At 62.2% G+C, this 20,168-nt stretch carries 18 protein-coding genes; 5 read left to right on the forward strand and 13 right to left on the reverse strand.

Features of this window, described 5'->3' with window-relative positions:
- Positions 1–567: 567 nt before the first annotated feature.
- Complete coding sequence (locus NIBR502773_RS10250; protein ID WP_027607623.1) at positions 568–1,074, reverse strand: disulfide bond formation protein B; 507 nt, start codon at positions 1,072–1,074, stop codon at positions 568–570.
- A 166-nt stretch (positions 1,075–1,240) separates the two neighbouring features.
- On the reverse strand, positions 1,241–2,422 hold the full coding sequence (hmpA, locus tag NIBR502773_RS10255) for an NO-inducible flavohemoprotein (RefSeq protein ID WP_141155974.1): 1,182 nt from the start codon (positions 2,420–2,422) through the stop codon (positions 1,241–1,243).
- 148 nt (positions 2,423–2,570) lie between these two features.
- Between hmpA and norR the strand changes: the two genes are divergently transcribed.
- The gene (gene norR / locus NIBR502773_RS10260) at positions 2,571–4,115 is read left to right on the forward strand and encodes a nitric oxide reductase transcriptional regulator NorR (RefSeq protein WP_141155975.1); all 1,545 of its coding nucleotides are present in this window, start codon (positions 2,571–2,573) and stop codon (positions 4,113–4,115) included.
- Positions 4,116–4,180: 65 nt separating this feature from the next.
- Here norR and NIBR502773_RS10265 read toward each other — a convergent pair whose 3' ends face one another.
- Positions 4,181–5,092, reverse strand: a complete 912-nt coding sequence (locus NIBR502773_RS10265; protein ID WP_141155976.1) for a DMT family transporter — start codon at positions 5,090–5,092, stop codon at positions 4,181–4,183.
- Between the two features lie 138 nt (positions 5,093–5,230).
- Between NIBR502773_RS10265 and NIBR502773_RS10270 the strand changes: the two genes are divergently transcribed.
- Entirely contained in the window at positions 5,231–6,103 is an 873-nt protein-coding gene (locus tag NIBR502773_RS10270; RefSeq protein ID WP_141155977.1) for a helix-turn-helix domain-containing protein, read from the forward strand.
- Here the strand turns inward: NIBR502773_RS10270 and NIBR502773_RS10275 are convergent.
- The 8 genes from NIBR502773_RS10275 to NIBR502773_RS10310 form a co-directional block, all read right to left on the reverse strand.
- Positions 6,100–8,601 (reverse strand): LuxR C-terminal-related transcriptional regulator, encoded by a 2,502-nt coding sequence (locus NIBR502773_RS10275; protein WP_141155978.1) that lies wholly within the window; start codon positions 8,599–8,601, stop codon positions 6,100–6,102. The genes NIBR502773_RS10270 and NIBR502773_RS10275 overlap by 4 nt on opposite strands.
- A gap of 166 nt (positions 8,602–8,767) precedes the next feature.
- Positions 8,768–10,126 carry a DUF1329 domain-containing protein gene (locus tag NIBR502773_RS10280; RefSeq protein ID WP_027607629.1) on the reverse strand — a complete coding sequence of 453 codons (1,359 nt, stop codon included), beginning with the start codon at positions 10,124–10,126 and terminating at the stop codon, positions 8,768–8,770.
- A gap of 26 nt (positions 10,127–10,152) precedes the next feature.
- A complete protein-coding gene (locus tag NIBR502773_RS10285) occupies positions 10,153–11,934 on the reverse strand; it encodes a DUF1302 domain-containing protein (RefSeq protein ID WP_081744486.1) in 1,782 nt (593 codons plus the stop codon).
- A gap of 483 nt (positions 11,935–12,417) precedes the next feature.
- Positions 12,418–13,329, reverse strand: a complete 912-nt coding sequence (locus NIBR502773_RS10290; RefSeq protein WP_074847598.1) for an SDR family oxidoreductase — start codon at positions 13,327–13,329, stop codon at positions 12,418–12,420.
- A gap of 146 nt (positions 13,330–13,475) precedes the next feature.
- A complete protein-coding gene (locus NIBR502773_RS10295; RefSeq protein WP_141155979.1) occupies positions 13,476–14,402 on the reverse strand; it encodes an alpha/beta fold hydrolase in 927 nt (308 codons plus the stop codon).
- Positions 14,402–15,184, reverse strand: coding sequence for a class II aldolase/adducin family protein (locus NIBR502773_RS10300; protein ID WP_065939018.1), 783 nt, complete (start codon positions 15,182–15,184; stop codon positions 14,402–14,404). Before NIBR502773_RS10300 ends, NIBR502773_RS10295 begins: the two co-directional genes overlap by 1 nt.
- 153 nt (positions 15,185–15,337) lie before the next feature.
- Positions 15,338–16,024: an LrgB family protein gene (locus tag NIBR502773_RS10305; RefSeq protein WP_141155980.1), complete on the reverse strand. Its 687-nt coding sequence runs from the start codon at positions 16,022–16,024 to the stop codon at positions 15,338–15,340.
- Positions 16,014–16,400, reverse strand: coding sequence for a CidA/LrgA family protein (locus tag NIBR502773_RS10310; RefSeq protein WP_141155981.1), 387 nt, complete (start codon positions 16,398–16,400; stop codon positions 16,014–16,016). The genes NIBR502773_RS10305 and NIBR502773_RS10310 overlap by 11 nt, the downstream gene beginning before the upstream one ends.
- 98 nt (positions 16,401–16,498) lie before the next feature.
- Here NIBR502773_RS10310 and NIBR502773_RS10315 point away from each other — a divergent pair, with 98 nt between their 5' ends.
- Positions 16,499–17,395 (forward strand): LysR family transcriptional regulator, encoded by an 897-nt coding sequence (locus tag NIBR502773_RS10315; RefSeq protein WP_141155982.1) that lies wholly within the window; start codon positions 16,499–16,501, stop codon positions 17,393–17,395.
- On the opposite strand, the gene NIBR502773_RS10320 is transcribed toward NIBR502773_RS10315, so the two are convergent.
- Positions 17,376–17,831, reverse strand: a complete 456-nt coding sequence (locus NIBR502773_RS10320) for a flavodoxin (protein ID WP_141155983.1) — start codon at positions 17,829–17,831, stop codon at positions 17,376–17,378. The genes NIBR502773_RS10315 and NIBR502773_RS10320 overlap by 20 nt on opposite strands.
- A gap of 129 nt (positions 17,832–17,960) precedes the next feature.
- Between NIBR502773_RS10320 and NIBR502773_RS10325 the strand changes: the two genes are divergently transcribed.
- Together NIBR502773_RS10325 and NIBR502773_RS10330 are read left to right on the forward strand one after the other, a co-directional pair.
- On the forward strand, positions 17,961–18,428 hold the full coding sequence (locus NIBR502773_RS10325; RefSeq protein WP_115488648.1) for a PAS domain-containing protein: 468 nt from the start codon (positions 17,961–17,963) through the stop codon (positions 18,426–18,428).
- 58 nt (positions 18,429–18,486) lie between these two features.
- Positions 18,487–19,092: a hypothetical protein gene (locus NIBR502773_RS10330; protein WP_115488647.1), complete on the forward strand. Its 606-nt coding sequence runs from the start codon at positions 18,487–18,489 to the stop codon at positions 19,090–19,092.
- 2 nt (positions 19,093–19,094) lie between these two features.
- Here the strand turns inward: NIBR502773_RS10330 and NIBR502773_RS10335 are convergent, their stop codons facing one another.
- Positions 19,095–20,054 (reverse strand): MerR family transcriptional regulator, encoded by a 960-nt coding sequence (locus NIBR502773_RS10335; RefSeq protein ID WP_141155984.1) that lies wholly within the window; start codon positions 20,052–20,054, stop codon positions 19,095–19,097.
- Positions 20,055–20,168 lie beyond the last annotated feature (114 nt).

Genomic DNA, 20,168 nt, shown 5'->3' on the forward strand with positions numbered 1-20,168 from the left:
TGGGGTCGCACAGAGCCGTCCATCTGCCCCTCGACCGCTCCAGTGCTCAAATATTGAGCAGCACCGGACATTCAGTGCGGGCGATTGTAGTTAGCTAGCGATGTATAAACCATGTCTTATAAAGAAATAATTTTTATCGATTACAGCAATAATCCTTCACCAATATTGCAATGGTTCGCGATCTTATCGCGTTCAATTCTCAACAAAAACCACAAAAATTGCCGTGTTATAGGGCAAACGGTCACAGCCCTTACCCCCCGTAAGGGCCTACGAAACCTATGCAACCCCCCATAAAACAAGGCATTCGGACATCACTCAAAGCCTTGTACGACGTGAGGTACGTGGCGTCGTCCAAACCACGAACTGACAGCACATCCTGGAGGCTTTTTGCAAATTTAAGCGTTGGTTTGGCGGGTCAGAAACGTCCTGCGGCAGCTTCCGTGTGACAACATGTCGCACACTGCGCGCAGCCAAAATTGTCCGGCGTCACGCTCTGTTCACAAAAGCCTACATGCAAAAACGCCCCGGCCTACCTTGAGGAAAGACCGGGGCGTTTCACTGATGGGTTCAGCCTTTGTGGCGACGATTACGATAGATGCCCAGGGGCACCAGGATGACCGTCAGCACGAACGCCACCAGCGCCCATTGCGCCAAAGACAGGCCCAGCACCGGCGGGTACGGGGTGCTGCAGAAGCCATCGACCTGGAAGCCCAGCGGGAAGACCTTGGCCAGGGGCAGGTCGTCGACGATAGGTTGCAGCACATCGACGCCGCAGCTCACCTGCGGGAAGAACTGGGTGTACACATGGTGACCGGCCGCGGCCACCCCGCCGAGAGCGCTGAGTACCACCAGGCCTTCGAACAGCGTGAGGGCGCCCTTGGTGCGCATGGCGGCACCGATGAACGCGAAGATCGCAATCAACAGCAAGGCATAGCGTTGCAGGATGCACAACGGGCACGGCGCCTCGCCCAACACCACCTGCATGTACAACGCTCCACCGATCAGCGCCAGGCAGATGATGCCCAGCAACACCAGAAAGCGCCGCTCCCTGCCTAAACGCAATTCGTCACTCATCCCCGTATCCCTTTGTTTGGTTGTGCCAATGGCCGCAAGTTTACACACAGAGAGTGGTTTAAACAGAGAGGGGTTAACAGGGGATTAATCGAGAGGAACAGAGATCCAAATGTGGGAGAGGCAAGCCCCCTCCCACATTATTTTGAACAGTGTGAACCTTCAGGTCTTATTCCAAGGCAGCCGCCGGGCCGAAGAATTCGTAGCGACTTTGCTTTTCGGGTACGCCCAGAGCCTTGAGGTGGCGCTTGATCGCCGCCATGAAGCCTTTAGGTCCCAGGAAGTATGCATCCACGTCACGCTGCTCCGGCAACCATGCAGCCAGTTGCTCCTGGCTCAGCAGGCCGACCTTATCCGCCGCAGGGCTCACGCCGTCGTCCTCGGCATAGCAATAGAAGCGCTTGAGCTGCGGGTGCTTGGCAGCCAGTGCATCCACCCAATCGCGGAACGCATGCACCCCGCCATTGCGCGCGCAGTGGATAAAGTGCACCGGACGCTCGGTGGCCAGCGCAGCCTCCAGCATCGGCAAGGTTGGGGTGATCCCTACCCCGCCGCTGATCAGCACCAGCGGCTTATCGCTGGCCGCCAGGGTGAACTCGCCCGACGGCGGAAACAGGTCAATCGTCGCACCGACCTGCAACTGGTCATGCAGGTAGTTGGAAACCCGCCCGCCGGCCTCGCGCTTGACGCTGATGCGGTATTCACCCGCATCACTCAGGGCCGACAGTGAATAGTTGCGGCGCACTTCCTCACCGTCGAGCAGCAGCTTCATGCCGATGTATTGGCCCGGCGCGGCCGCGAGGATCGCCCCGTTGTCCGCCGGCGCGAAATAGAAGGAAGTGATCTCGGCGCTCTCCTCCACACGCTTGACCAGGGTAAACGCCCGCGCACCGCGCCAGCCGCCGGGGGCCTGGGCTTTCTCTGCGTAAATAGCGGCTTCGGCACCGATCAGGATGTCCGCCAGTTGGCCGTACGCGGCGCCCCAGGCATTCATCACCTCAGGGGTGGCGATCTCACTGCCCAGCACCTCGGAAATCGCCCGCAGCAGGCAAGCGCCCACGATCGGGTAATGCTCCGGCAGGATCTGCAAGGCGACGTGCTTGTTGATGATCTTCGCCACCAGGTCGCCCAGTTGGTCGAGCTGGTCGATATGCCGCGCGTACATCAATACGCCATTGGCCAGGGCCCGGGGCTGGTCACCGCTGGCCTGGTGAGCCTGGTTGAACAGCGGGCGAACCTCAGGGTACTCGGAGAGCATCATGCGGTAGAAATGGGTGATCAGCGCTTCGCCGCCGCTTTCCAGCAGGGGCACGGTGGATTTGACGATGGCACGGTCTTGGGCACTAAGCATGGGAGCCTCCTGGGGCTTCTTTACTGGTTGCCCTTAGCTACTCAGTATTCATGCCAACTTATAAATCCTTTAATTTCAATAGGTTGAACATTATGTAGTCAGTATGACCTCCTACACCTTATAGTCATATGGACTACAAGGAGTCATTATGACTGCACACTCGCTGCTCACCACCCTGCTGCCGCTGGTCGCCGACCTGTCGCGGGAACTGCCCGAAGGCGAACGCTATCGACGCCTGCTGCAAGCCATGCGCGCCCTGTTGCCGTGTGATGCGGCCGCCCTGCTGCGCCTGGACGGCGAGTCGCTGGTGCCGCTGGCGGTGGATGGCTTGAGCGCAGACACCCTAGGCCGCCGCTTCAAGGTCAGCGAACATCCGCGCTTCGCCGTGTTGCTCAGCAGCCCTGGGCCCACACGCTTTGACAGTGACAGCGAATTACCCGATCCCTACGACGGCCTGGTCGATGGCGTGCACGGCCACCTGGAAGTCCACGACTGCATGGGCTGCCCGCTGTTTGTCGACGACCTGCCCTGGGGCCTGTTGACCCTGGACGCGCTGGACACCGAACGCTTCGAACGCGTGGAACTGGACGCCCTGCAAGCCTTCGCCAGCCTCGCCGCCGCCACCGTCAACGTGGCCGAACGTATCGAACGCCTGGCGTTGCGCGCCGAAGACGAACACCAGCGCGCCGAGATCTACCGCCAGGCCAGCGGCCAGCAGCACAAGGAAATGATCGGCCAGAGTAAAACCCACAAGCGCCTGGTGGAGGAAATCAAGCTGGTGGGTAGCAGCGACCTCACGGTGCTGATCACCGGCGAAACCGGGGTCGGCAAGGAACTGGTGGCCCAGGCTATTCACGCGTCGTCGTCCCGTGCGGACAAACCACTGATCAGCCTCAACTGCGCGGCCCTGCCGGAAACCCTGGTGGAAAGCGAGTTGTTCGGCCATGTGCGTGGCGCCTTCACCGGCGCGCTGAATGAACGGCGCGGCAAGTTCGAGCTGGCCAATGGCGGCACGCTGTTTCTGGACGAAGTGGGCGAACTGTCCCTGAGCGTGCAGGCCAAGCTGCTGCGGGTGCTGCAAAGCGGCCAGTTGCAGCGCCTGGGCTCGGACAAGGAACACCAGGTGGATGTGCGCCTGATCGCCGCCACCAACCGCGACCTCGCCGACGAAGTGCGCAACGGCCGCTACCGCGCCGACTTCTACCACCGCCTGAGCGTGTACCCGTTGCAAGTGCCGGCCCTGCGCGAGCGCGGGCGTGATGTGTTGCTGCTGGCCGGCTTCTTCCTCGAGCAGAACCGCTCACGCATGGGCCTGGGCAGCCTGCGCCTGACCAGCGATGCCCAGGCGGCGCTGCTGGCCTATAACTGGCCGGGCAATGTGCGGGAGCTGGAACATTTGATCGGCCGCAGCGCGCTGAAAGCCCTGGGCAACTGTCGCGAACGCCCGAAGATTCTGAGCCTGAGTGCCCAGGACCTGGACTTGCCCGACGTCAGCACGCCGGTGATCGAAGCAGCGGCAGAAACCGCCCTGGCCGTCACCGGTGACCTGCGCCAGGCCACCGAGGACTACCAGCGCCAAGTCATCAACGCCTGCCTGGAACGCCACCAGCACAACTGGGCCGGCGCCGCCCGCGAACTGGGCCTGGACCGCGCCAACCTCGGCCGGATGGCCAAGCGTTTAGGGCTCAAATAAACCAGACAACTCGGTCAAATGTGAGAAATGCAGGAAATGTGGGAGGGAGCTTGCCCCCTCCCACACTAGACCTGTTTTGCCTGAAGGATCGGATTCACCGGCTGAGCCACCTTGGGCTTACGAAACACCAACACATTCCCCAGCATCACCAGTACCAACCCCGCCAACGCCGGCGCGGTCCACTGGTAGCCTTCGGCAAACGCCGACACATTCAGCGCCACCACCGGGAACAGCACCGTGCAATACGCCGCACGCTCCGGCCCCATGCGCCCGACCAAGGTCAGGTACGCGGTAAACCCGATCACCGAACCCGGAATCACCAGGTACCACAACGCACCGATGTAACGTGCGCTCCAGTCCATCTCAAACGGAATGCCGCGCACCACGCAGTAGGTCGCCAGCATCAACGAACCATACAACATGCCCCAGGCATTCGTGGTCAGCGGCCTCAGACCGGCCTTCTGCTGCAGGCTCGAGAGCATATTGCCCGCCGAGAAACACATCGTCCCCAGCAACGCCAACCCCAACCCCAGCAAGGTCTGCGGGCTGGCGGCATGCCCCACCAGTTCCGGCCAGAACAGCAGGCCCAAGCCGGCCAAGCCCAGGCCACCGCCCATCAACACATTGCGTGCCACCCGCTGGCCGAAAAACACCCGGGCGTTCAGCGCATTCCACAGCGTGGCCGTGGAAAACACCACCGCCACCAGGCCGCTGGGGATCCATTGGCTGGCCGTGAGAAAGCACATGAAGTTGACACAGAACAGGCACAGCCCCTGGGCCAGGCAGATGAGGTGCCCGCGCCGGTTCATCACCTGCAACTTGCGACTGACCAGCAGCAACGCAAACAACACCAGGGCCGCCAGGCCGAAGCGGTAGACGATGGACACGGGAATCGCCACCATGCCCAATTGCCATTTGAGGGCGATCCAGGTGGTGCCCCAGATCAGCACGGTGAGTAAATACAGGGAAAGGTTCATAGCGGGCTCCATCGATTGAGCCACAGTGTCGCCTTCAACCCGGGCAAGGCTCTTGCACAATCTTGCGCTTTTGTCGGGCGATGGGATCACAGCGCCAACCGCGCGGAGTAGGATGCAAGGCGTCGGAGAACACACACCATGCCAGACCTGGAATCCCTGCAAGTCTTCCAAGCCCTTAACCGCTCGCCCAACGCACGCCTGGAAGCCTGCGCCGAGCTCGGTGACGGATTGTCCGCGGCCTTGTGGAGCAACCATCACGATTCCCAGGACTACCAGGCGCCCAGCCATCACACCTTGTCCTGCTATGTCGGTGGCGGCACCGGCACGTTTCGGCGCGACCGTCCGGGCACCAAGGGCGGCCCCGACAAGCTGTGCATCCTGCCTGCCGAGCACCAATCGGCCTGGGTGATCAACGGTGAAATCCGCCTGGCCCACGTGTATTTCAGCCCGGAACAATTTGCCCTCGGCTGCGTCACCCTGCTTGACCGTGAACCGCGCACGCTGGAACTGCGGGAAAGTACCTTTCTGGAAGACGAGCGCCTGGCCCGACGCTTCCACCAGTTGATCGCCCTCAACTGGGATGAACCCGCCGAACGCCTGCTCACCAGCAGCCTCGCCCATGAAATGCTCAGCCACACCCTGCTCAGCCAGGTGGGCGCCCGCGAAGGCCTGCGGTTGAAAGGCGGGCTGGCCGCCTACCAACGACGGTTGCTGGTGGACTACATCGACCAGCACCTGGAGGAGCCCATCAGCCTTGGGCAACTAGCTGGGTTGTGCGCGTTGTCGGAGTACCATTTCGCACGGATGTTTCGCCAAAGCTTCGGCCTGCCGCCCCATCAGTACCTGCTGGCGCGCCGGCTGACCCGCGCGCAAAACCTGCTGCGTGGCGGCGCCCTGCCGTTGGGCGAAATTGCCCTGCTGTGCGGTTTTTCCAGCGCCAGCCACTTTACCCATCGCTTCCGCCAGGCCATGGGCGCGACGCCCGGCGACTACCGTCAGGCGTTCATCTAAACCATCAGGCCCAAGGTCTTGGCCTTGGCCACCGCCTGGGTACGCCGCTCTACGCCGAGCTTGCTGTGAATGCGCCGCGCATGGGTCTTGACGGTGTGCAGGGAGATAAACAGGCGGTCGGCGATCTCCAGGTTGGAACTGCCGAGGGCGATCAGTTGCAGCACTTCCAGTTCGCGCTGGCTCAAGGGGCTTTCCACCGTGCCCGGGGTTGATGCCTGAGGTTCCAGGCCCAGCTCACTCAGCAGTCCCGGCGCGCGCAGGCGCAATTCGCGAATCGCTTGCTGCACCTGGCAACGCGCCGCCAGCTCCAGGCCGGCTTGCAGCGAGCGGCGCGCCAAGGCCGGATCACCCAGCTGCCACGCGACTTCGCCCAGCACCAGGTGCAGTTCGATTTCCAGGCACAGCATGCCGCGCTGATGGGTGGCTTGCAGCAAGGCGTGGAGCCGTTCCAGCGGTTGATCGGCGCAGCCCAGCTTCACTTCCGCCAGCACCAACAGGTATTCAAGACGCGGGATCAGTTCCAGGGTCGCCGGCGGTGCTTGTTTGGCCTGGGGCCCACGGAAGTGACGCAGCACGCGGCGCACCGCTTCCACAGTCAATTCGGCGCGCCCCTGCTGCAACCAGAAGTGCCCGCTGACCAACAGCAGCACCGCGCGGTACACCGTGTCCGGCACCTGGCGTTGCTGCATCAGCCGCTCGGCCTCACGCAACTGGACAAAGGCCTGGGCGTAATCGCCACGGTTGGCAGCCAACAGTGCCAGGCCGAGAAAGCCGTAGAGCACGCGCTTGTCCTGGCTGTGCAGGCACATCTTCAAGCCCGTGTCGAAACACTCGGCGGCCAGGCTGTCCTGGCCCTGGCGCAAGGCCAGGTGCCCGCGTCGCAGGGCGATACGCCCCACCAAGGGGCCGGCCTTGAGCCGCTGCTCAAGTAACATGGCCTGTACATTTTCCAGCAGGCTCTGGGCCCGGTACGGTGCCCCGCGCTGTTCCAGCAGTTGAGCGTGATCCAGCTCTAGCAGCGCCTCCAGCAGCAACGAACCCTGGGCGCGCGCCAGGCACAGCGCTTCGCGGTTCAGGCTTTGGGCCACGTCCAGTTCGCCGCGCAGCAAGGCCTGCTGGGTCAGGCCCGACAGGCACATCAGCCGCGAGGTCCACGCGCTGTCGGGCAAGGCTTGCAGCGCCTCCAGAAAATGCAGGCGCGAGCCCTCGGCATCGCCGCCCAGGTGAAGCAGCCAGCCCCATTGCGCCTGCCAGCGCGCCAACAAATACCGCTGTTGCGCCGCCGTCGGTTGCGGGGCAAACCGGGTCAGTTGATCGATGCACACCGCCGCCTGTTCGAAACGCCCGGCAAACAGCAACGCCGCCGTCACCAGCCCCACCAGTTGTGCCGAGCCGAGCATCAATTCATCGCCATGCTGCTCATGCAGGTGCAACAGCAAGACGGCGTTCTGCTGGCGGAACAGGTCCTCGAAACTGAAATGCTGCAACAGGCTCACCGCCATTTCATATTCTTCGGCCAGCAGCGCCTGTTCGAAGGCGGCCTGCCAGTCCTGTTCGGCGCAGAACCATTGGCAGGCGCGGCGATGCCAGGAGCGTTTGGCCGGCCAGGGCTCGTTTTGCATCAGATGCGCCAGGGGCGGAAAAACCCGCAGCCAGTCGGTGTCTTCCCACGGCTGAATAAAGGCGCCGAGCACCTGCAGATCCCTCAGGTACTGGTCACCGTCTCCCGCGCCGAACAAGTGCTCGCACAAGCCGGCGTTGAAGCGCGGCAGATGGGCCAGTACGCGCCAGGCCTCCGCCAGCTCCGGCGGCAGTGTGCTGAACAGTTCGTGTTGCAGGTAGTCGAGCAAGGTCTTGTCGGGGTGCCCATCCCCCAGCAGGGCGATGCGCACGCCCGCGCACCAACCGGCGCTGAACTGCTGCACGCTGTCGACCGAATGCCCGGGGGCATGGCTGAGCAGTTGCTGGATTTCCCCAGGGCTGAAGGCCAGTTCGGCGCCACATTCGAGCAACTCATCGTCGAGCAGCAGGCGCGGCCAGTTGCACGCCGGTCGCCGTCGTGCGCCCAGCCACCAGGTCAGGGCCGGGCTGCTGGCGGTGAGCAGCCGGTCGAGCAAGGCGTCGGTCTCGGGCGTGGGCAAGCGGCAAAAATCATCGAGGAACAGCCACGCCGAGGCCTGCCAGCGGCTGAGGTCGAGCAGCAAGGTGGTTTCATCGGTAAACGTCAGGCCCAGGTTTTGCGCCAGCCGCAGGCACAGGTCGAGGGGGCTGAGCACCGCGCCATTGAGGGGCAACCAGTACACCTGGCAACCCGCTGGCGCCCGCAACGCACATTCGGCGAGCAGTGCGCTCTTGCCACTGCCGCCGGGGGCGCAGAGTAATTTGACCCTGGCCTGGTCCGTCAGCAACGGTTCGGCCAGGCGTGGGCGCAGCAGATGGTGAGCGGACAGCCGGGGCATGAATCCAGGACGGTCCAGGCAGCGTGTCATGGCAGTCATTGCTGCATCCTGCTTTTTTATTGTTATGCAACTTGGTGCTTACCCTAGTCCTGTGGCGGGTGGTTGTTGAAGAAGTATTCAGCACAATGATTGAAGGCCATGCACAAAACCCAATGTGGGAAAGGGCAAGCCTCCTCCCACATTTTGACTCCGCTTCGATCCGGGATCAGCGTACGCCTTCAGCCCTCAACGCCGCCGGGGTGTAGTCCGCTGCCTTGGCCGCAAAGCCGAACACGAAGCTGCTCTTCTCCTCGTTCTTCATGCCCAGTGCGATGTAGCGCCCGGCAATGATGTCGTACAGGGTCTCGACGGTGTAGGCCGGCACCTGGTGGTCGTAGTAGAACTGCGCATGGCCTTCGGCGACGCGCCACAGTTGGCCACGACCGTCGTAGTGATCCACCAGCGCGACTTGCCAGCTGTCTTCGTCGATGTACATGTGGCGCTTGGCGTAGATGTGCCGCTCGCTCGGCTTGACCGTGCCGACCACTTCCCACACGCGGTGCAGTTCGTAACGGGTCAGGTCCTGGTTGATATGACCGGCCTTGATGATGTCGTCGTACTTGAGCGACGGCGAATCGAGCTTGTAGCTGTTGTAGGGGATGTACATCTCTTTCTTGCCCACCAGCTTCCAGTCATAGCGGTCGGGGGCGCCGGAGAACATGTCGAAGTTGTCGGTGGTGCGCAGGCCGTCGGACGCGGTACCCGGGCCGTCATAGGACACTTGCGGCGCGCGGCGCACGCGGCGCTGGCCGGCGTTGTAGATCCAGGCCAGGCGTGGCTCCTTCACCTGGTCGAGGGTCTCGTGCACCAGCAGCACGTTACCCGCCAGGCGTGCCGGGGCGGTCACCGATTGCTTGAAATAGCTCAGCACGTTGGCCGCCTTGGCCTGGTCGATATCGGGAATCGCCTGGGGCACCGCCACTTCCTCCTCGAAGCGGATCGGCGTGTAGCTGCCATTGGTCTGCGGGGTGGCCTGGGTGATGATGCGGCGCAGGTTGCCACCGTGGTAGCGGGTGATGTGGTTCCACAGCACTTCCACGCCATTCTTGGGAATCGGGAAAGCGTAGTACCGGTTGCCGGTGAAGTTTTCCAGGCCGTTGCCGTCGTTGATCGTCTTGACGTTCAGCGCGCTGCGCTTGATCGACTCGTAGATGTCCGGTGGCAGGTTGACCGTACGGTGGCTAGGGTACACCGGGATCTTGTAGGTTTCGGGGTAGCGCTTGAACATCGCCACCTGGCCGTCGGAGAGTTTGTCCTTGTACTTGTCCACCGTGGCGGCGGTGATCACAAACAGCGGTTTTTCATTGGCGAACGGGTCGGCAAGGAAGCCCTTGCTGTCCACCGCGCCGGCGTTTTTCGGGATACCACCGGTCCACGCCGGGATCGAGCCATCGGCGTTGCCGGCCTTTTCGGCGCCGACCGGTGTCAGGGTGGTGCCCAGCTTGGCCGCCTCTTCCGGCGACACCGCCGCCATCACGTGGGAAGCCAACAGGCTGAGGGCCAATACTGCAATTGTCTTACGCATGGATTCTTGTCCTTCTTTAAGCCAAATCAGAAGTTCACGCCGAAGCTGAGGGCGAGGAAGTCGCGGTCGGTCAGGGTGTTGTAGTCGCCGCCAAAGAAGTCGGTGTAGCTGAGGCTGGCGGTGTAGGTGCTGCGATAGTCCGCATCCACGCCGACGCTGATGGCCTTGGCGCCTTTATTGAAGATCCCGTTGGGCCCGTAGCCGGCCACGTCATGGGACCAGGACAGGTTGGGCTTGAGGTTCACCCCGGCAATCGCATTGTTGTAGTCGAGGATCGCCCGCGCGCGGTAGCCCCAGGAGGTGGAGGTGACGAAACCGTCGGTGTCACCCTGGAAACCATAGGCGCCGTACACCGAGTCGCGGCCGTAACGCAGTTTGGATTTATCCTCCAGGCCGGCCACATGGACCACGGCCGCTTCGCCCACCAGGGTCAGGCGTTCAGCGCCCAGTACCTGGTCGAAGAACTGGGTCATGGTGCTTTGGATCTGGGTGATTTCCTTGCGGCGGTAGCCCTTGTTGTCGGCGCCGAAGGAGGAACGGATCGGCGATGCCGCATTGCCTGCAATCGGGTTGATCAGGGCCAGGGTCAAGTCAGTGGTATTGAGCTGCACCGGTGCATTCGGGCGGTAGCTGATCTCGCCGGTCCACGCCGTGCCGGTGGGCAAGGTGGTGGAGAAGCTGGCGCCGAACAGGCGGATGTCTTCCGGATAGTCGAGGTAGTACTGGCCACGGCCAAGCATGGTGCTCTGGGCCAGGGCCGAACCGAAGCCCGCCGGAGCAGCCGCTGCGATACCACCGATGGTCGCCAGATTGGTGTTGGCGGTAATCGTGCCCACAGTCGGCGTACGGCTGTGGTAGTTCATGAAGTACAGGCCGTACTCCGTGTCATCGCCCAGCCAGCGCAAGGCTGCGCCGAATTGGCCGGAGTCCCGTGCATCGCGGTCACCGGCACGCTGCACCACCACTCCTTCGCGGGTCACCACAAAGCCTTGGCCGCGAGCCGCTGCGATCGGTTGGAGCGGTGCAATCGCCGGACTACCCACCGTGTAGTTGCCGGTGCAGCCATCCGCCGCCACGTCATTGCCAAAGAAGGTGCCGCAGTTATCCAGCACCGTCTGATCCCACTCCAGCTGGTAGAAGCCTTCCACGGTCAGTTGGTTGGTCAGGCTCTGGGACGCGAACAGCATGTTGACCGGGATCAGCCCTTCCTTGATCTCGGCACCGGGCCGACGGAACGCCGACACGTCAATCGGGTTGATGCTGTTGATGGAGTTGCCGATGAAGGTACTTTCGCCCCAACTGACCACCTGCTTGCCTGCGCGCACGGTGCCCGGCAGGTCGCCCAGGGAGTAGTTGTGGTAGACGAACGCATCGAGGATCTGCGCGCCGCTGGACTTGGCGCCTTCCTTGCGGTTGTGGTCACTGATCTGCTTGAACTCGCGGTCTTCGTCCTTGAGTTCGAAGTCGTACCAGTACTTGCCGCGCACGAACACACCGGTGTCGCCGTACTTCAGCTCCAGGTCATGCAGGCCTTTGAAGATCTTGGAGAAGGTCTCGCCCTTCTTGAAGTTGAGACGCCCGTCATCCCCCGTGGAAGCCTGCCCCGTGCCGCCATTGACGGTGCCCACGAGTTTTTTATCGGCATCGCGCATGCCCCAGCTCGAGCCGACCGACAGCGAGGAGTCGAATTGCCCTTCGATCTCGCCAATATTGAAGGAAACAGCCTGTGCCTGGGCACAGCAACCCAACGCAACCGCAGCGGCCAGCGCCTGTGGCGTGAAGATGGCGCGCATTGTTGTTTTTGTCATGCGTCTTCCCCGGTGAGTGACAGAAGGCCTCACCCTACTGCCGCGCATCAGGAGCGATAAGCGCACCAAGGAGGGATTCGCTCTATCGCTCGAAAGGATGACAAGCCGCTCTGGCCGGGGTGCGGGCGGGCCCATGGATTGGGTGGATGGCGGGTTATCAGGGGAATGGATGGCTTGCCCTGAAACTGTTGCGATTTCAGTAACAGTCCTTGTCATGAATCGGGATTACTCATTTTGTAACAACCGACTATTCTTGCTTGGCTTTCAGGGCAAACAGCCCGCTTCCCCCTCGGGAAGAACAGCCAGACTTGAATGGATTGATGCCTTTTTTCAATCTGTTACCCGTGTTCACTGACGTTGATTTGTCGCTCCTTGATCCAACGTCTGACTTCAGCCGCTGCGTTTGCAGCGGCTTTTTTTTTGCCTGAAATAAAACGGGGCGCCATCAGCGCCCCGTGGGATTCAAGCTTTTTCAAGCAACGATCACAGGCTGTACTTCTGCAAGTTCGCCATCATCTCCTTCAACGCTTCGATGTTGTCGTTGGGGTGGGCGGCGCCTTCAAAGTCGCAGATCTGCGCCCAATGCGCCGCCACGTCATCGGGGGAGAACCCGGCTTCAGGGTCGAAGCCCACGCCCAGGCTGCGTTCCCAGCGGGTCTTGCCGATCCAGCCACCACCCACCTCGAACAGCCCGGACGTTTCCTGGCACGCTTCGCTGCCCAGGTACACCACCAGCGGGCTGACCAGTTCCGGCTTGAGGCGCTCGAACACTTGCGGCGGGATCAGGCCTTCGGTCATGCGCGTACCACCGGTGGGGGCAATCGCATTGACCAGGATGTTGTTCTTGCGCCCTTCCAGGGCCAGGGTGCGGGTCAGGCCGTACAGCCCGAGCTTGGCCATGCCGTAGTTGGACTGGCCGAAATTGCCGTAGATGCCCGAGGTGGACGCGGTGAAAATCACCCGGCCATAACCTTGCTCACGCAGGTGAGGCCAGGCGGCGCGGGTGACTTTGTAGGCACCTTCGACATGCACGCGGTAAACCAGGTCCCAGTCGGCGTCGTCCATTTTGTGGAAGGTTTTGTCACGCAGGATGCCGGCGTTGTTGACCACTACGTCGATGCGGCCGAAAACGTCGAGGGCGTTCTGGACGATCTTGTCACCGTCGGTGACAGAGTCATGGTTGGCCTCGGCGACACCGCCCGCAGCACGAATCTCGGCGACCACCCGGTCGGCGGCGGAGGCATTGGCGCCCTCGCCTTGGGTAGAACCGCCGAGGTCGTTGACCAGGACCTTGGCCCCGTGCCTGGCGAACAGCAGCGCATGGGCCCGGCCCAATCCGCCGCCGGCACCGGTGACGATCACGACCTTATCCTGGAACTGCACTGACTCACTCATACCAAACTCCGCTGGCGACAATGGGAATGGTTCGAGTGTCCGGCAACGCGCCTGCGGTCACAATAAATACGGCGGAGGCTGAATGGTGCTCGATAAGGCTGGGGGATGATGAAGATGACCCGATGGCAGAGTGTCAGTCAGCGCATTCAGTGACTGACACTCTGCCATCGGGGGCAAGCCCCCTGCCACACCACGGGCTGCCCGAGCCGATCACGAAAGGCCTGGTAGTGCCTGAGCACCTGCACCGGCGCCTCGATCTGCGGGTAGTGGCCGATATTGGCCAGCAACACCGTGTCGGCGTCGGGCACCAGTTGCTGGTAACGCTCGACCATATGCGCGCCGGAGATCGGGTCCACTTCGCCGTCGATCACCCGCAACGGCACTTCGCCGCGCTGCATCGCGCCGACCCAGCGATCACGCAGGCGACGGCGCTGGGGGACGTAGGCGATCAGTTTGTGCAGGATGCGCGTGCCGCCGTTGGCATTGATCAGGCTCCAGAAATCATCCAGGGCACTTTCACTGGGGCGGGTGTCGGGGCCGAATATCTGGCCGAAACTATCAGACAAGGCACTGCGCCCAAAGGCGCGGCCGATCATCCAGCCCAAGGGGCTGAGCAAGAGTTTTTGCACCAGCGCCAGGCGATGGGTTTCGGGGAACAACCCGCCATTGAGGAACACACAGCTGGCCATCTCAAACCGGCCTTCGTAGTGCCGGGCCAGGAGTTCCTGGGCGACGCTGTCACCATAGTCATGGGCCAACACATGCACCGGCTGTTCCACCCGCAGGTGTTCGAGCAGGGCCTGTTGCAAGTCCGCCTGCTCCAGCAGGCAATAATCGTGGTCCAGCGGCTTGGCCGAGTCACCGAAGCCGAGCATGTCGCAGGCAATCACCAGGTGCCGCTGGGCCAGGGGTTGCCAGAGGTAATGCCAGTCCCAACTGGCCGTGGGGAAGCCATGGATCAGCAGCAGCGGTTCGCCCTGCCCGGCCACCCAATAGCGAAGGGTACGGCCGCGAAAGACGAAATCCTGGCCACGCTTGCGCCAGACTCTGAGCGGGATTTCGGCGAGTGGCATCAGCGGTTATACCCTGGGTCTTGCAGGTCCAATTTGCGCAGCAAGGCCGGCCAGGCCAGCGCGCCGCCCATGCCTTGGGCGCTCTTTGTAACAGCCGCCACCATCGCCTTGGCACCGGCAAGAATCTGCGGCCCGATGGCGATCAATTCGGCGCCGCCGCTCTGCGCCAGCACCTGAATATCGCAGGCACGCTGGAAGGTGAACATCATCAGAAAGGTGTCGGCAATGGTACTGCCGCAGGTCAGCAGGCCATGGTTGTGCAGCATCAGGAAATTGCTATCCCCGAGGTCGGCCTGCAGGCGGGCTTTTTCTTCGTGGTTCAAGGCCACGCCTTCGTAGGCGTGATAGGCCAGGCTCGACAGCACGAAGAGCGATTGCTGGCTGATGGGCAACACGCCCTGCTGCTGCGCAGCGACGGCCACACCCGCAGCCGTGTGGGTGTGCAGCACGCACGTCACATCATGGCGAACTTCATGGATGGCACTGTGGATGGTGTAGCCCGCCGGATTGATGTCGTAGGGGCTGTCCATCAGTTTGTTGCCGGCCAGGTCGACCTTGACCAGGCTCGACGCGGTGATCTCGTGGAACATCAGCCCGTAGGGGTTGATCAGGAAGTCATCGGTGCCCGGCACCTTGGCCGAGATATGGGTGAAGATCAGGTCATCCCAGCCATGCAGCGCCACCAGGCGATAGCAGGCCGCCAGGTCGACGCGGGTCTGCCATTCGGCAGCGCTGACCTGGTCTTTGACATTCTGCGGCGATAGAACGGGGGCTAGGCTCACGGCGATGACCTCCTTGGCGCACTGTCTTATTGTTGTTTTTTTGTGTGATGGGCCAGTCTAGTCAGACCTCATGGCCGCCGGAGTTGCCTTGGCAGCCAGCTTGATGACCGAGCGGGTCAGTTCAGAGAATAGTTGAAGTTTGTTTAAAGCGCGTCATAGAAGCGCCGCCAGAAAAGGCACGGCAAACAGGTTGAGCAACCCCGTCAACACCATCACCAGACCGGCGACCGAGCCCTCTTCGCCACCCACTTCATGGGCGCGGCTGACACCCGCACCGTGGGCGCCCACGCCAAACAACGCGCCACGTGCCAGGGGCGTCCGCAGCGGCAACCATTTGAGCAATACACCACCGAGCATGGCGCCGAACACACCGGTGAACATCACGAACACCGCCGTCAGCTCCGGCACGCCGCCCAGGTCGGAAGACACCGGCATGGCGAACGGTGTGGTGATCGAGCGCGGCACCAGCGACATCGTCACCGCACCGTCCAGCGCCAGTGCCTTCGCCAGGCCGAACGAGGTCGCGATCGACGCCACACTGCCCGCCACCATACCCAGCAGCAACGCCGGCCAGTGCCGCGCCAGCAAGCGGCGTTGCTGCCAGATCGGCACGGCAAACGCCACGGTCACCGGGCCCAGCACCAGCATCAGCCAGTGGGTGTCGGTGGCGTATTCGGCATAGGCGGTGTGCATCGGCACGGCCACCGCCAACAACAGTGCCGGCACCAGGATCAGCGGCGACAGCAGGTAGCGCCCGGTACGCCGGTAGAGCCAGCGGCTGAACACGTAGGCGCCCAGGGTCAAGGCGAGCCAGAACACCGGCATCAGCTCAAGCTTCATGGCGCAAACTCCAGCGGCACACCGCTTCTACCGTAAACGCCGTGACCAGCATCACCGCCAGCGTGCTGAAGCCGATCACCAACAGGATGCGCCAGCCATCGTTGCGCAGCAGGCCACCGTAATCGAGCAGGCTCATCAGGGCCGGGATGAAGAACAGCAGCATCTCGGCCATCAACACCCCGGCGCCCAATTGCAGTGCCGCCGGTTTGACCAGGCCGCTGGCGAACGTTGCCAGCAACAGGCCCAGGCCCACCACGCCACCGGGAATGGGCCAGGCCAGCCAGGTCGCCAACTGGGTGCCGAGCAGATAAATCGCGAGCAGCACGACCAGTTCAGTCAGCAAACGGCCAAGGTGTTTGAAGGGAAAACGTTTCATGGGCTTTGGGTCCTCGCAGGCCCCCATTTTAGAGTGCGGCCCTCCATCCCCACAGCGAATTGTTAGACTGCCAACCATTCCAAAATGGAATCAGGCCGATGGAATTCAAACAGCTGCGCAGCTTTGTCGAAGTGATCCACCGAGGGGGCTTTACCCAGGCGGGGAAAACCCTGCATATCAGCCAGTCCGCCGTCAGCAAACAGGTGGCGCAACTGGAGCAAAGCCTTGGCACACCGCTGCTCGACCGCATCGGCTCGCAGATCCGCCTGACCGCCGCCGGCCAGGTCGTACTGCAACGCGCCGAAGCCATGTTGCGCCTGCAAGCCGAACTGCTGAGCGAGCTGGACGATATGCAGCAGCTCACCCGCGGCGAGTTGCGCCTGGGCCTGCCGCTGCTGGCGGGTGACACGCTGTTCGCCGGGTTGTTTGCCGAGTACCGCCGGCGCTACCCGAACGTCATCATCCAGTTGCTGGAGGGCGGCAGCCGCAATATCGAACAGGCCATCCTGAGCGGTGAGCTGGAAGTGGGCGGCAGCTTGAAACCCAATGACCCGGCGTTTGCCTGGCAAGCCTTTTGCGATGAACCCCTGGACGCACTGCTGCCGATTGACCATCCCCTGGCGGACAACGCCCAGGTGCGCCTCGAGGAATTGGCGGACACACCGTTCCTGATGTACCAGCGCAGCTTTGTGCTTAACGACCGCCTGATGCAGGCGTGTCAGCAGTTGGGTTTTGCCCCGAAGGAAATCGGCCGCAGCGGCCAGGCGGATTTCCTCGCAGCCTTGGTGGCCGCCGGCCAAGGCGTGGTGCTGCTGCCCAGCGTGGTCGCCCGTGGGCTGGTGCGACCTGGGGTGGTGCGCCTGACGTTGAAGGCGCCCGACTACCTGCGCTGGGACATTGCCTTTATCTGGCGTGAGGGCGCCTACCTGTCGAGAGCCGCCCAGGCCTGGCTGGCGTTGTTACGCGAGTTTCCGGTCAAGCGCGCAGTGCAGTGACCAGCTCGGCCAGCCATGGCTCGGCGTCGGCTTCCGGGGTGACGCTTTCGCTGGCGTCCAAGCGCAGCATCGGCAGCACTTCACGCACACCCAACTCGCCGAACAGCTCGCGCATTTGCTCGCCGCCGCCACAGAAGGTGTCGCCGTAGCTGGCATCGCCCAGGCCGATCACTGCGCCGGGCAACCCGCGCCAGGCGGCGGGCAGTTGGTCGCGAATGGTTGAATACAGGGGTTGCAGGTTGTCGGGCAATTCCCCCATGCCGGTGGTGGAGGTCACCGCCAGAAAGGCTTGCGGATTGAAGGCAAGTACATCCGCCAAGGTCGCACGGGGATTGTGCCAGGCCTCAAAGCCGGCCTTGTTGAGGAGGTCGGCGGCGTGGCGCGCGACTTCTTCAGCCGTGCCGTACACCGAGCCGGAAAGGATGGCGACTTTCATCAATCTGATCCTGTAGTTGAGCGAAAGCCTGGGATATTAGCAGCTGGCGCAAATATTTCGGCGCCCGCCGTGCAAGATTCAAGGCATGTCTTAAACTGCCCACTCCAACCACAAGCCATGGACCGCTCAATGATTAACGCCAAGCTGATGCAAATGGTGATCAACGCTTCCAACGACGGCATCGTCGTCGCTGAAAGAGAAGGCAAGGACAAGCCGCTGATCTACGTAAACCCTGCATTCGAACGGCTGACCGGCTACACCCTCGACGAAATCCTCTATCAGGACTGCCGCTTCCTGCAATCCGGCGACCGCGACCAGCCGGCCCTGATGGCCATCCGTGACGCGTTGGAGAACGGCGGTGCCTGCCGGGAAACCCTGCGCAATTACCGCAAGGACGGCAGCCACTTCTGGAACGAACTGTCTCTTTCGACGGTTTACAACGCCGCGGACAAGCAGACGTATTTCGTCGGTGTACAAAAAGACGTCACGCTCCAGGTCAAGGCCCAGCAGCGTGTTGCGCAGCTGGAAAGCGAACTGGCCGAGGTCAAGGCCGAGCTGGCAGCGCTCAAAGTGACAAGCGGATTAAACAAAATTTAGAAAGTGCAGCGATAAGAGCGGATAATGGCACTTTAGCACCCTCCATTGAGCAAGCACGATGCAACGCAATGCGCTTCTGACCCAGGATGAGCTGGATTTCATTCAGAACATGCAGCACAACCCGCAACTCAACCTGCGGGACGCTTCGTCGAGCCTGACCGTCAACGGCGGTGCGCAGATTCGCGACTTGCTCACCCGCCTCGCCGCCCACGACCATGTCACCATCCAGGCGCAGTTCGACAACCAGCAACTGACCTTCCCCCTGCATCTGGTGGAGGATGAGTTCAACGCGGTGCATCTGCGTTTGGGCGTGCCGAGTATTTTTGAAGACGGGCCGATGATACGTCCGTGGCGCTTGGCGCTTGAAACGCCGGTGGCCCTGGAGAACATTCGGGGCACTGCGAGCGCTCTGTGGGTGCATGAAGTGTCGTTCAAGGGCGTGCTGGTGGAGATTCGCGGCCGGATCAAGCCGCCAAAAACCTTTTCCCTGTGGTTCAGCCCGTCGGGCTACGAACGCATCGCGCTGCGCGGCGCATTCGAGCGGGAAACGGCGCGGGGTTTGTTTGCCTACCGCTTGAGCCAAAGCGACGTGGATGAAACCGAGCGCCTGCGTCAGTTCATCCTGCACCAGCACCGCCTGGTCCACCCGCACATGCATGCCTGAAATCAGGTATCCAGCCCGCCGCTGAGAAACTGTTGCAAGCGCCGCCGCATCAAGCGACCTTCATTGCCCAGGCAGCCGATGGACGTGCCGGCCAGGCCGTCCTCGGCAAGATCCGACGCCGCACCTGCAAGCAGCAGCGGGCAATCCAGGGTCAACGCCAAGCGGTTCAAGCGCCCGGCAAGATCATGGTTATGCGAGTAATTGGAGAAGAGGATCAGCGCCTGTGGGTGAGTCTTCTCGCAGACCAGCGTCAGCTCATCAAACGGCTGCCCCATGCCCAGCACCTTCACGGCCAGGTCATCCCGACTCATCAAGAGCGCCGCCACCAGCAACTCCAACTTGCGGCACTCACCCGCCATGGCCGCCAGCAATACCCGCGGCACGGGTGAAGCACACGCCAGTTGCAGGCGCTCCAAGGCACGTACTCGCAGGAAGTTGTCGAAGAACAGCCACTCGCTGGCCTGGCCAAAACGCCCCTGATGACGCAACAGCTCATTCCACAGGGGCATCAGAATGTCCTGGAACACCACGTCGAGTGGGTAGGTCGCCAGGACCTGCCCATACACACGCTCCAGTTGACGGTCATCGAAGTCGCTGACGGCCTGCATCAGCCGCGCCTGCCACTGCGGCCATTCGCTTTCCTCGACGGCATCGCGCTGCGCACGAACGGCTTCGGCCTGCTGATCGTCGCGAGCGAGGATCTTGCCCACTTTGCTTACGGCGACGCCGCGTTCGATCCAATCGAGAATACGATGGACTGTCTGTATATCGGCCTTGGAATAGAGGCGATGCCCACTTTCAGTGCGCGTGGGCTGTATCAGCCCATAACGGCGCTCCCAGGCACGCAGGGTGACCGGGTTGACGCCTGTCAATCTCGAGACTTCACGGATCGGAAACAGCTCATCGGAATCAGTGGAATCCAGATGCGAAACGCTATCAAGCGGAGCAGTAATCACGGGCATTTTTGACCAAAAAACCAACGTTAACTGGGCGCTCATTTAACGCCTTTACACCTGTCTTTTTCAAGTTTCCCGCTTTTCGGACCAATGTCGCTGGTGTATTCGGGTAAAACAGGA

The sequence above is a fragment of the Pseudomonas sp. NIBRBAC000502773 genome, from assembly GCF_006517195.1.
Lineage (GTDB): Bacteria > Pseudomonadota > Gammaproteobacteria > Pseudomonadales > Pseudomonadaceae > Aquipseudomonas > Aquipseudomonas marginalis.